The organism is Proteus sp. G2618, assembly GCF_009915995.1.
GTDB lineage: Bacteria > Pseudomonadota > Gammaproteobacteria > Enterobacterales > Enterobacteriaceae > Proteus > Proteus terrae.
Genome location: NZ_JAABNI010000006.1, coordinates 12,808 through 25,522, shown reverse-complemented (window position 1 = coordinate 25,522; position 12,715 = coordinate 12,808). Strand labels below are relative to the sequence as shown.

Below are 12,715 nucleotides of genomic sequence, written 5' to 3'. Positions count from 1 at the left end.
GTTTTACTATCTTACCCTTTTTTTGCCTTTTCATAAGACTCAATCGCTCTTATTCGTGCTTTTGTGTGATCAACTATAGGCAATGGATAATCGAGAGAATTATTAGTTTTTGCTGACCATTCGTGAGGGGTATGAATATATCGATTAGGCACATTGGCGAGTTCAGGAAGCCAATGGCGGATAAATTCACCATCCGGATCGAATTTTCGTCCTTGGGTAGTTGGATTAAAAATTCGAAAATAAGGTACGGCATCTGTTCCTGTTGATGCGGCCCATTGCCAGCCCCCATTATTTGATGCGAAATCGCCATCAATAAGTTGCGACATAAAATAACGCTCACCCCAACGCCAATCAATTAACAAGTCTTTGATAAGAAAGCTCGCCGTGAGCATACGTAGGCGGTTATGCATCCAACCTGTCTGGTTAAGCTGTCGCATTGCTGCATCAATAATCGGAAAACCTGTTAAGCCTTGAGTCCAAGCGTTAAATTCATCTTGTTCATTACGCCAATTGATTTTTTCTGTCCAAAGCTGAAAAGCAATGTGTTTGCATAAATTGGGATTTGCCACAATTAAGTGTTGGTAAAACTCTCGCCAAATAAGCTCGTTAAACCAAACAAATGCGCCTGATGTACTGTTTTCTAAGAAATCAGGTTCAGTTTGGTAAAGACGATTAAAACATTGGCGAATAGATAACAGACCGACAGAAAGGTAGGGAGATAATCGACTTGTGCCATCAACTGCCGGAATATCTCGCCATTTTGCATAATGTGGAACACTTTCATAGCAGAACTGTTTTAAGCGTTTAAGTGCTTCTTCTTCCGTGGCGACAAAAGAAGATGCGTTTGTATTTTCAAGTGAAAAAAGTAGCGCTTTTAAAGGAGATACTGTTTCTTGATGTGCTCTTATTTCTGGAATAGGTAACGAAGCATTATCTTGTGAAAAAAAGAGTCGTAAAAATGCATTTCTAAAGGGAGTAAAAACCTTATACATCTCCCCTTGTTGTGTGACTACATTACCCGGTGGAATAAACACATTGTCATGATAAGCATAAACGGTTGTTTTATTTTCTAGTAACTTAGTGACTTTTTTATCACGACGTTGTTCATTAAGGGCATATTGGTGATTGAAAAAAAGCGCGGTAACTTGATGTTGTTGGCAATATTCAGCCACTTTATCGGCTGCATTTGAATAAGTATCGCTAATCACTACTGTTAGTGGAATATTCAGTTTTGCCAGCGATATTGAAAGATCAAGTAAAGCATCATGAATAAACGCCTGACATGACAAAGCCATATTATGAACTTTCCATTGTTCAGGCGTTATGGTGAAAAGAGCATGCACCTGTGCTTGTTTATCTTGGCAAGCGTTAAAGAGTGCCTTGTTATCCGTCACTCTTAAATCATTACGAAACCAGACTAAATGAACAGAAGACGGGTGCATGTAACCTCTCTTAATCTAACTTAGGATGTTGATCGATTAGGGCTTGGCGTTTTTTCTGTAATGTTTCTATTTCTGCTTCAATATCTTCAACACGTTGTTCGATATTATCATAATGCTCAGACAGAATTTCTTTAGCTTCTGATCTATCCGATGCCGCAGGTGTTGCACCTCGTAAAGGTTTATTTGCGGTTTCGATCATCTTGATACCTGTTATTAAGCCAACAACAGCGACAATCATCAGGTAATAAGCAGGCATATATAAATCACCGGTTGCTTCAACTAACCAAGCTGCCGCTGTTGGTGTTGCCCCTGCAATTAGTACCGAAATATTAAAAGCAATTGCTAATGCACTATAACGAATATGGGTTGGGAAAATAGCCGGTAAAATTGATGCCATAACCCCAGTAAAACAGTTGAGTAGAACGGCAAGAATTAATAGTCCTAAGAAAATTAAGCCGATTTCATCACTGTTAATCATCATAAATGCAGGGTAAGCAAGGATAAATAACCCAATGCTACCACCGATAACAAACGGTTTACGACCAATTTTATCACTCAGTAACCCAATAACCGGCTGTACAAACAACATACCTATCATAATCGCGATGATGATCAGTACACCGTGATCTGCCGAATAATTTAGATTATGAGATAAATAACTCGGCATATAAGTTAATAACATATAGTAGGTCACGTTAGTGGCAATCACCAAACCTACACAAACGGTTAAGCTTTTCCAATATTTTGATGCAATTTCCCGTAATGAAACACGAGGTGGATCTTGGATAGATTTACGGTCGTCGCTATTCATTTCATCAACGTGTTGTTGGAATGCTGGAGTTTCTTCTAAAGCATGACGTAAATATAAGCCGATAAGACCTAATGGTAATGCTAAGAAGAACGGGATACGCCATCCCCATTCATGAAATGCGGTTTCTCCCATAATGGTTGAAATAAGTACAACGACCCCTGCACCCATGACGAAACCAGCAATAGAACCAAAGTCTAACCAGCTTCCCATAAATCCGCGTTTACGGTCTGGTGAGTATTCAGCAACGAAAATCGCCGCTCCAGAATATTCACCACCAATGGAGAAACCTTGTGCTAATTTAGCGAGTAATAATAAGACTGGTGCCCAAATACCGATGGTTTCGTAAGCGGGGATCAAACCAATGGCAAACGTACTGAGTGCCATTATTATAATGGTGACAGATAAAACCTTTTGGCGACCAAATTTATCTCCTAACATTCCAAATACAACTCCCCCTAATGGTCTTACAAGGAAGGGTACGGAGAATGTAGCAAGAGCGGCAATCATCTGTACTCCCGGAGATGCACCCGGGAAGAAGACTTGACCTAAGACATATGCAAGGAAGCCATAAACACCAAAGTCAAACCATTCCATGGCATTACCTAATGCCGCAGCGGTAATGGCCTTCTTGAGCTTACTATCATCAATAATAGTTATGTCATTGATTTGTAGTGGTTTATTTCTTTTTTTCTTCATTTTCATATTAAGTGACCTTTATTAAGGTATTCGTAATTTCTTGTTATTCAATTAATTAAAAGAAATGAAGTGACTATTTGTTAGCGAGAAGAGTGAGTGATAAAAATCCACTAAAAAACAGCTTACTTCTACCAAAATTAAATAGTGATATTAAGCTAATAGATAAGAGAATATTTATTAAGTATAGATGAGATTGAATAAGATATTAGGATGTTTTCTTTGTTGTTTTGATATAACAAAACATAGCCCCTAAGTATTAAAATGTGATCGTTATCATAACGTAATTCTGTGTTTCTGTAAAATTTATGGTGTTAGTGATTGTAAATTTAGCTTAAGTAAATCAAAAGTATTTGCAATAAAACAATAAGAGAAAAATTAAAATTTTATTTTAATAACAAGGTATTAGATTGGTTTATTGTTTTTTGATTCAGGCTAACGCAACTATATGAGTATTATGCATAATACAAAGGTTGATAGGTAAGTAGAAAATAATAACATCTTATTTTGATTTATTATTCTTTCGAATAGTTAAAGTGAAAGTGTGGATAATAGAATAGATCTCGCTATTCTTATTATAAGGTTAAATCAAGATAGTATGATGAGATATCACGACAGAGATATTAAAGATAGTTTACCCATTACTCATAGTTAGAATAAAAATTAATAAAATTAATAATTAACCGCGCATTTGTGCAGATTAACCCAGGTACCTCTATGAATATTAATCAACTGAAAAGCTTTGTTGAAGTCGTAAAAAATAATTTCAACATTACTAATGCGGCTGAAAAACTCTATACCTCACAACCGACAATTAGTAAGCAACTAAAAATATTAGAAGATGAATTAAGTGTGTCACTGTTTGTGCGTAAAAATAATAACTTATTAGCCTTAAGCCCAATGGGTAAAGAGGTTCATAAAATTGCTTGCGATATTCTTGGGCAGGTTGATCGAATCAAAAGCATTGTGGCTGAAGAAGATCGTAATAAAAAAGTCGATTTACATATTGCAACAACACATACTCAAATACGTTATTCATTACCGAATGTGATTGATCACTTTCGCCACTATTACCCTAATATTTCTCTACATTTTCATCAGGGGGCACCTGCTCAACTAGCAGAGATGGTTAAAAATGGCGATGTGGATTTTGCTATCGCAACAGAATCTATGCACCTTTATGAAGATCTCATTACACTGCCTTGTTATCGTTGGACTCGCAGTTTATTAGTTCCTTATGATCATCCTCTTGCTTTATTGAAAGATGATGAGCAGGTTACCATCGAGCAAATGGCAGAGTATCCACTGATTACTTATGTTTTTGGTTTTACAAGGGGATCTAAATTAGACAAGGTATTTTATAAAAATAATCTTAAGCCTAAGGTGGCGTTAACAGCGACGGATACTGAGATTATTAAATACTATGTTAAGCGCCATTTAGGCATCGGTGTTATTGCGGCAGCCTCTTATGATGAAACGGAAGATGGTAGCGCATTAAAATGTATTAATATCGATCATTTAGTACAACCGAGTTATACCCATATCTGTGTTAGTAAACATACCCATATGAAAGATTATATGCATGAGTTTATTTCTCTTTATGCGCCGCATATTGATAGAAATATTATTCAGATGCCAGATCAATGGGAAACCCAATGGCACAGTAAAGAGGTATACCAAGGATTGCCTGATTTACGTTCAGTGAATGTGAATAATAGCGTTGCAGAATAGACATCAAAATAAAAAAGCCCGTTGTTGCGGGGGCAATAACGGGCTTAGGGCAGAATAATCGAGATTAGCGAGTCAGAATATTAACAAAAATCTGAGCACCGACTAATAAACAATCATCATCGACAAAATAAGGATTTGCGTGAAGGTAATTATTAATACCTTTCGCTTGATTACCACTTCCTAAGAAGAACATTGCACCGACTTTGCCTTTTGTGGCGTTAACCATATAACTAAAGTCTTCACTACCTGTCATTGGCTTACCGTTCGATTCAATATTTTCTTCAGGTAAGAATTTACGCATTGCATCTAATAAACGCTGATGTGCAGTTGGATGATTCACAACAGCAGGGTACCCGCTATAGCTTAATGTGGTTTTAAATCCACCAGCTGTACTGCGTGCAACGATTTCATCAAAACTTGCTTTCAGTACTTGGTCAGTATTTTCATCCATAGAGCGGATAGTGCCGCGAGCCTGTACGTGATCAGCTAATGCATTAGGGATTGTTCCCCCATTGATCATGCCACAACCAAAGACAGCAGGGCTAAATGGATCTGTTTTCTTCGCAACAACATAATCCATATAATCAATTAAGCGCGTTGCTTCACGAATGGCATCTAAACCTTTGTGCGGTGTTGAACCATGAGCAGAAACACCATAAACATCTAATGTCCATGCTGAGCCATAAGATGACATCACACCATCATTAAAGCGAACACAACCTGTTTCAATCGCTGCATCATTATGAAGTGCGTAAGTTTCATCAACGCCTTCCATGCAACCGAGTTCAACCATTTTTTCAGCGCCAGGTACACGCATATCTTCTTCAGCCATTTGGAAAATAAAGCGAACGTTCGCGCTCATCTCTTCTCTATTTTCGGCAAGATATTTAGCACTGGTTAATGCCATAGTCATATGAGTATCGTGACCACAGTTGTGTGCACAACCTTGGTGAACTGAACTATGTTCATTATTCGTTAAGTCTGGCATTTCTAATCCGTCCATATCAGCACGGATAGCAATTAATGGAAATTCAGAATTAACAATTAAGTCTGCTGTGAAGCCAGTATATCCATCAAAAGTTTTAATTTGATAACCAAAACTTTCCATTAATTCACGGCAATACTTTGATGTCTTATATTCTTCACCTGATAACTCAGGTATTTTGTGTAAGTCTTGTCGTGTTTTTTTACTAAAGTCATTTAATTGAAAGAGTTTTTCACTGACATTATAAATATTATTCATTAGATAACTCCCTGGATAGTAAATCCAATTTGCGCGACGATTGATGCTCCAAAGAAACAGCAAGTTGAAACAATCATGAAAATAAGAATAACTTTCCATGACATTTTCTTAAGTTCTTCTAATTGACCACCAACAGATAAACCAGCAAATGCTAATAAAGGAACACAACAAGATAAGAAAGAAACTTTACCAATAGAACTAATAAAGAAATCTCTTATCGGAGTTTCGGGTAAACAAATAAGTATCCCGATAATTGTTGCATAAGCAAATGTTGGTAAAGATGAAGGTAAATAATGTTTTGCAACGAGTGAAATAAATACCACTAATGACATAGCAATAAAGCTATCCCACATTGCATAAAGAGCGATCCCTGATGTTAACGTTTGAGTAAACATTGCCAGTAAAATAGCAACGAATACAAATTTCATATCAATAATTATATTTTTCATGCAGTTTTGCCTCTGGTGAAAATTTTATAAATTTTTTCTGAAAGAGGTAAACCTAAATAGGTTAATGACAGTGCGCCTAGTGCTGAAGATAATAAGTTAGATGCAGCGGCAACACTTAATACTTGCTGTGCTAATGCTTCATCAAGACCATTAATTAATGCACCTGATGCTGCACTTAACATTGAACCAGAACCCACGCCAGACCCTGCTGCAAGAGCAAGTGGATGTAATCCAGTTAATGGAGCAATACTACCTAATACGCTAAACCATAAAGTACCGATAACAGAACCACATAAATAAATGGCTAATACACCAATATATTCCTGAGAGCCTGTACCAAATTTACCTTGAATAACAGCGATAGAAGGTTCACGGCTAATAGATGAACAAGCACCAATTGCACGACGACCAAATCCAAATTTAATGGCTAATGGAACCGCAATTAATACTGGTAATAAGTTGCCAAGTTCCTGAACAAATAATGGAATGCCGACACTTAAAATCATTTTTATATTAGGAACAATCATTCCTGCATATTGTGTACCTAAAATAAGCAGGCTGAAACCTACCATTTTACCGCAGAAGCCTTCTTCTTTTTCTGTGAATAATTTACCCCATACTTTAATTTTTTTACGGGTAAATCCAGCAGATATACACATACCAATAATTACAGCAAATAGCATTGGTAAAATAGGTATTACCGCAATGCCAATCTTAATTTCTTTTTTACCAATGACATATTGTGAAATAAAAATTAAGAAAAGGACTGCCAGAATACTAATAAAGAAAACCTTTATCGGACTTCTACTTTTGTCCATCCGTTAATCTCCGTTGAAAAATAATCAGGCTTTATTCTAGAGGACAAAAAGCAAAAGGTAGCGTGACCAATGTCATGTTTATTTCATACCTCTTTTTCATGGCTCATGAAATAATACAATGGTGATAAATTTATTAACAAATAGAAGAAAGTTAAATTTTTTAATAAAGACAGTGAGTAAGGCTGAAATGAGTCAGCTTAATTGTTAATAAAGATGTGAAGGGAAAAATCATTATTAAAAATTATTTTAATTATTAAAATAATCCTATAAATGAATTTTGTCTACCATTTAGTAAATAATAATACGTTATTAATGAGATATATTCTTATTTGGTGCGGTTATTATAAGTTTAATGAATGTATTTGGAAGTGATATTTTATTTTTACATTTTTATCAGTGCTCACTTTATCACGACAGTGACATTATAGTGATTAGTGTTATTCTTTATATTTGAGTTAGTAAGATAATTTTCTCTGCAAGCTGGTTAGGAAGAGAAACAGAATATGGGAAGGAGATAAGTGTAGCTCGCAGAGGCACAATTTACCCAAAACTGAGGAAAAATATCACCATGAGTAAGCAAACCGTTGCAACTTATATTGCTAAAGTACTCCATAATGCAGGTGTAAAACGTATTTGGGGCGTAACAGGCGATTCTCTCAATGGATTAAGTGATAGCTTGCGAAAGATGGGAACAATTGAGTGGATGGGAACCCGCCATGAAGAAGTCGCGGCATTTGCCGCAGGGGCAGAAGCGGCAGTTAATGGCCAATTAGCGGTTTGCGCTGGTTCTTGTGGACCGGGAAATTTACATCTTATCAATGGGCTTTTTGATTGCCATCGTAATCATGTTCCTGTGTTAGCAATTGCTGCGCATATTCCTTCTGCTGAAATTGGTAGTAATTACTTTCAAGAAACACATCCTCAAGAACTTTTTCGCGAATGTAGTCATTACTGTGAGTTAGTTTCTAATCCAGAGCAGATCCCTCAAGTGCTAGCCATTGCGATGCGAACCGCTATTTTGAAAAAAGGGGTTGCGGTTGTTGTATTGCCGGGAGATGTTGCACTAAAACCAGCCCCAGAAGATGCGCATGAAAATTGGTATCCGTTGCAGTTTCCACTCACCATGCCTAATCGTTTCGAAATCGAAAAACTATCCGATGCACTGAATAATGCAAAAAACATCACCTTAATGTGCGGTGCAGGATGTGCTCAAGCTCGCGATGAAGTGATTAAGCTGGCTCAAACCTTAAAAGCCCCTGTTGTACACGCATTGCGGGGGAAAGAGTACATTGAATGGAAAAATCCCTATAGTGTAGGAATGACTGGGCTAATTGGTTTTTCATCGGGTTATCATGCGATGGAAAATGCCGACACTTTGGTGTTATTAGGTACGCAGTTCCCTTATCGGGCATTTTATCCATCAAAAGCCAATATTATTCAAATTGATATTAATCCAAGCAGTCTTGGTTCACATTGCCATGTAGATATGGCGATGATTGGCGATATTAAAGCAACACTAAATGCGATACAGCCTCGCTTAAAAGAGAAAACAGATACCACTCACCTTGATGCTTCATTAAAACACTATGCCAAAGCACGACAAGATCTGGATGCACTTGCACAACCCAGTGAGCGTGAACTTATTCACCCACAATATTTGGCACGTCGATTAAGTGAACTAGCAAATGATGATGCCATTTTTACCTGTGATGTCGGAACGCCAACAGTGTGGGCAGCTCGTTATATTGGAATGAATGGAAAACGTCGTTTACTAGGATCGTTTAACCATGGCTCTATGGCAAATGCGATGGCTCAAGCTATTGGTGTACAGGCGTTAGATAGAAAGCGTCAAGTTGTAGCAATGTGTGGTGATGGCGGATTTACCATGTTAATGGGTGATTTTATCTCATTAGCTCAAATGAATTTGCCAGTCAAAGTGATTATTTTTAATAACAGTGTATTAGGTTTTGTCGCGATGGAGATGAAAGCTGGTGGCTATTTAACTGATGGCACAGATTTACATAATCCGGATTTTGCTGCTATTGCCAATGCGTCTGGTATCAAAGGTATTCGAGTAGAAAAAGGTGAAGATCTGGATCATGCACTTAAAGAAGCCTTTGAACATGATGGTCCTGTGATTGTAGATGTAGTCACAGCAAAACAAGAGCTTTCAATGCCTCCTGAAGTGAAGTTTGAGCAAGCAAAAGGTTTTAGCCTGTATATGATGAAGGCGATTATTAATGGTCGAGGAGATGAAATTGTTCAGCTTGCTAAGACTAATTGGTTACGCTAATCCCTAATTATACTCGTCATACTTCAAGTTGCAGGGGTGTTGACTAGGCTCAGCGAGTCACCTACCTGCAACTCGAATTATTTAGAGTATAATAGAGACCCTATCAACATAAGTTGATAGGGTTTTTTCATTATTGAGCTTTCTCTGTTAAACAGAAGTTTTCAATTAATTGCCCCATTAATTCACGCGTTGGCTCAATAAATGCCATATCAATAAATTCATCAGGCTGATGTGCTTGTTCAATAGAGCCTGGACCTAAAACTAAGGTAGGGCAGAGATCTTGAATAAACGGCGCTTCAGTACAGTAATTCACTGTTTGCGCTTTCTCGCCTAATAGTTTTTCGATCACCGCGACCATTTTGTGATCGGTCGGGCACTCATAACCCGGAATAGGATCGTGTAATGCCTCAACACTTAAACGACCCGGCCAACGTGCTTTGACTGGCGCTAATGTTTCGTGAAGTAAATCATCCAAATCTTGTAACGTTAATCCCGGCAATGGGCGAATATCCATATGCAATTCACAGCAAGCACAAATTCTATTTGCTGCATCACCGCCATTAATATAGCCAAAGTTCATCGTAGGATAAGGGATAACAAACGCAGGGTTGTTATAGCGAGTTTTTAACGTATCGCGCAGTGTACTAAGGTGAGTAATAGATTCATGCATCAACTCTATCGCATTTACGCCTTTCTCTGGATCACTAGAGTGTCCTGATTGTCCAGTAATACGTATCGCATTTGATAAATGCCCTTTATGTGCACGGATAGGTTTTAGCGATGTGGGTTCGCCAATAATGGCAAAATCAGGACGGATTGCCGTATTAGCAGCAAAATAACGTGCCCCTGCCATAGAGGTTTCTTCATCAGCGGTGGCGAGAATATAAAGAGGGTGAGTTAACGTCTTAGTGTCTACATCTCGCAATGCATCGAGAATAAAGGCAAAAAATCCCTTCATATCAGCAGTGCCTAAGCCATATAACTTATTTTCTTTTTCTGTCAGCGTAAAAGGATCTTGTGTCCAACGACCTTCATCAAACGGTACTGTGTCAGTGTGACCACAGAGCAATAATCCACCTTTTCCCGTTCCTAATGTTGCTAGAAGGTTAAATTTGCCTCGTGTTTCAGGTACAGGTTGAATTTCAATTGAAAAACCTAATGTTTCCAACCAATTAGCAAGTAAGTTAATCAGTGTTTCATTACTTTGATCGTTTTTAGCGTCTGTAGCACTGATAGAGGGTGTTGCAATTAATTGACGATAAATCTCAATAAATGTAGGTAATTTAATATTCACTGTTGACAGCCTTTCTTCATAATAGTATCAATATTCATGCACTTTTTTTGAATAAAAATACATTAATCGGTTTGTGTTCATAGTACAAGGTAAGAATGACATGTTAAATACTCTGATTGTAGGAGCAAGTGGTTACACTGGCGCTGAATTAGCCGCCTATCTTCAGCAGCATCCTCATGTGAATTTGAGCAGACTGATGGTATCAGCTCAAAGTGCAGATGCAGGAAAGTGCTTTTCTGAACTTCATCCACAATATCGTGGTTTAGTGGATCTGCCACTTGAGCCGATGGTTGATGTCGCTAAAGCTGCTGAAAACATTGATATTGTTTTTCTCGCAACTGCTCATGAAGTCAGCCATGACATTGCCCCAGTCTTTTTAGAGCAAGGTTGTGTGGTATTTGATTTGTCCGGCGCCTATCGAGTACAAAACAAGCATTTTTATCAACAATACTATGGATTCGAGCATAAGAATACTGATTGGTTATCGCAGGCAGTTTATGGATTAGCTGAATGGAATGCCGACATTATTAGTCAGGCGCAATTAATTGCTGTGCCGGGTTGTTATCCAACCGTCTCTCAGCTGTCACTAAAACCTTTAGTGGAAGCGGGGCTTTTAGATACAGCACAGTGGCCTGTTATTAATGCGACTAGTGGTGTGAGTGGTGCAGGTAGAAAAGCGTCCTTAACCAGCAGTTTTTGTGAGGTGAGTTTGCAACCTTATGGCGTGTTTACTCATCGTCATCAACCTGAAATTGCAACACATCTGGGTATTGATGTGATTTTTACACCTCATTTAGGCAATTTTGCGAGAGGGATCCTAGCCACTATCACCTGTAAGTTAAAAGCAGGAGTGACGCAAGAGTATGTAAGACAAGTCTTTGAAGATGCTTATCAAGATAAACCATTAGTGCGTGTTTATGAAAAAGGATTACCTGCATTAAAAGCCGTTGTAGGAACCGCATTTTGTGATATCGGATTTGCTCAGCAAGGTGAACATCTGATTGTGGTAGGTGTTGAAGATAACTTGCTGAAAGGAGCTGCTGCACAAGCAGTGCAATGTATGAACATTCGGTTTGGTTTCGCTGAAACCGAATCACTTATTTAAATAATGAGTAGGGAAGTTTCATGGAACCATTAATTATCAAACTGGGTGGCGTACTCCTTGATAATGAAGAAGCGTTAACGCGGTTTTTCACTGCATTACAACAATATCGTTCAACGCATTCTCGTCCTTTAGTCATCGTACATGGTGGTGGCTGTTTGGTGGATGAGTTAATGGGTAAATTGCAATTGCCTGTGATGAAAAAGCAAGGTCTTCGTGTCACACCTGCAGATCAGATAGACATTATTACAGGTGCGCTTGCCGGAAGTGCCAATAAAACCTTGTTATCGTGGGCAACCAAGTTTGGGCTTAATGGTGTGGGGCTTTCTTTGGGTGATGGACAATTAGCTAAAGTTACTCAAATCAATGAGGAGTTAGGTCATGTAGGAAATGCAACTCCCGGCTCTCCTGATTTACTTAATTTATTATTAGGTGCTGGCTATCTACCTATTATCAGTTCTATCGGGATGACTGAAAAAGGTGAGCTGATGAATGTGAATGCTGATCAAGCGGCAACCGCTATCGCTGAAACATTAGGTGCTGATTTAGTCCTGCTTTCTGATGTCAGTGGCATTTTAGATGGTAAAGGTCAGAAGATTGCTGAGATGTCAGCTGAAAAAGCACAGATGTTAATCGATCAGGGCATCATCACTGACGGCATGATAGTGAAAGTAAATGCAGCATTGGAAGCTGCTAAAACGTTAGGACGACCTGTTGAAATCGCAAGCTGGCGCCATGCTGAAAAACTGACGACATTATTTAATGGTGTTGCAGTAGGAACCCGAATTTTAGCTTAAAAATCACTCTAGAAATCTTATCGCTATTTGGTAGTTGGCAGA

General features: G+C 38.2%; 10 protein-coding genes. 4 read left to right on the top strand and 6 right to left on the bottom strand.

Features of this window, described 5'->3' with window-relative positions; genetic code table 11:
• Positions 1–11: 11 nt before the first annotated feature.
• Positions 12–1,442 carry a deoxyribodipyrimidine photo-lyase gene (gene phrB, locus GWJ01_RS02555; protein ID WP_109402102.1) on the bottom strand — a complete coding sequence of 477 codons (1,431 nt, stop codon included), beginning with the start codon at positions 1,440–1,442 and terminating at the stop codon, positions 12–14.
• A gap of 10 nt (positions 1,443–1,452) precedes the next feature.
• On the bottom strand, positions 1,453–2,955 hold the full coding sequence (gene proP / locus GWJ01_RS02550) for a glycine betaine/L-proline transporter ProP (protein WP_161710650.1): 1,503 nt from the start codon (positions 2,953–2,955) through the stop codon (positions 1,453–1,455).
• A gap of 708 nt (positions 2,956–3,663) precedes the next feature.
• Here proP and GWJ01_RS02545 point away from each other — a divergent pair.
• A complete protein-coding gene (locus GWJ01_RS02545) occupies positions 3,664–4,677 on the top strand; it encodes a LysR substrate-binding domain-containing protein (RefSeq protein ID WP_109402100.1) in 1,014 nt (337 codons plus the stop codon).
• A 64-nt stretch (positions 4,678–4,741) separates the two neighbouring features.
• Here GWJ01_RS02545 and GWJ01_RS02540 read toward each other — a convergent pair whose 3' ends face one another.
• From GWJ01_RS02540 to GWJ01_RS02530, 3 genes are read right to left on the bottom strand one after another with little or no spacing between them, the layout of a single operon-like run.
• A complete protein-coding gene (locus tag GWJ01_RS02540; RefSeq protein ID WP_023583449.1) occupies positions 4,742–5,920 on the bottom strand; it encodes a M20 metallopeptidase family protein in 1,179 nt (392 codons plus the stop codon).
• Positions 5,920–6,369, bottom strand: a complete 450-nt coding sequence (locus GWJ01_RS02535; protein WP_036933266.1) for a hypothetical protein — start codon at positions 6,367–6,369, stop codon at positions 5,920–5,922. Before GWJ01_RS02535 ends, GWJ01_RS02540 begins: the two co-directional genes overlap by 1 nt.
• Positions 6,366–7,187 (bottom strand): DUF3100 domain-containing protein, encoded by an 822-nt coding sequence (locus GWJ01_RS02530; RefSeq protein ID WP_023583450.1) that lies wholly within the window; start codon positions 7,185–7,187, stop codon positions 6,366–6,368. The genes GWJ01_RS02535 and GWJ01_RS02530 overlap by 4 nt, the downstream gene beginning before the upstream one ends.
• A 568-nt stretch (positions 7,188–7,755) precedes the next feature.
• Between GWJ01_RS02530 and poxB the strand changes: the two genes are divergently transcribed.
• Positions 7,756–9,480: a ubiquinone-dependent pyruvate dehydrogenase gene (gene poxB, locus GWJ01_RS02525; RefSeq protein ID WP_109402099.1), complete on the top strand. Its 1,725-nt coding sequence runs from the start codon at positions 7,756–7,758 to the stop codon at positions 9,478–9,480.
• Positions 9,481–9,610: 130 nt separating this feature from the next.
• On the opposite strand, the gene argE is transcribed toward poxB, so the two are convergent.
• A complete protein-coding gene (gene argE, locus GWJ01_RS02520) occupies positions 9,611–10,774 on the bottom strand; it encodes an acetylornithine deacetylase (RefSeq protein WP_109394361.1) in 1,164 nt (387 codons plus the stop codon).
• A gap of 100 nt (positions 10,775–10,874) precedes the next feature.
• On the opposite strand from argE, the gene argC reads away from it, so the two are divergent.
• Both argC and argB read left to right on the top strand, forming a co-directional pair.
• Positions 10,875–11,879 (top strand): N-acetyl-gamma-glutamyl-phosphate reductase, encoded by a 1,005-nt coding sequence (argC, locus tag GWJ01_RS02515; RefSeq protein ID WP_109394360.1) that lies wholly within the window; start codon positions 10,875–10,877, stop codon positions 11,877–11,879.
• A 20-nt stretch (positions 11,880–11,899) separates the two neighbouring features.
• Complete coding sequence (gene argB, locus GWJ01_RS02510; RefSeq protein ID WP_109394359.1) at positions 11,900–12,673, top strand: acetylglutamate kinase; 774 nt, start codon at positions 11,900–11,902, stop codon at positions 12,671–12,673.
• The last annotated feature ends 42 nt before the right edge of the window (positions 12,674–12,715 follow it).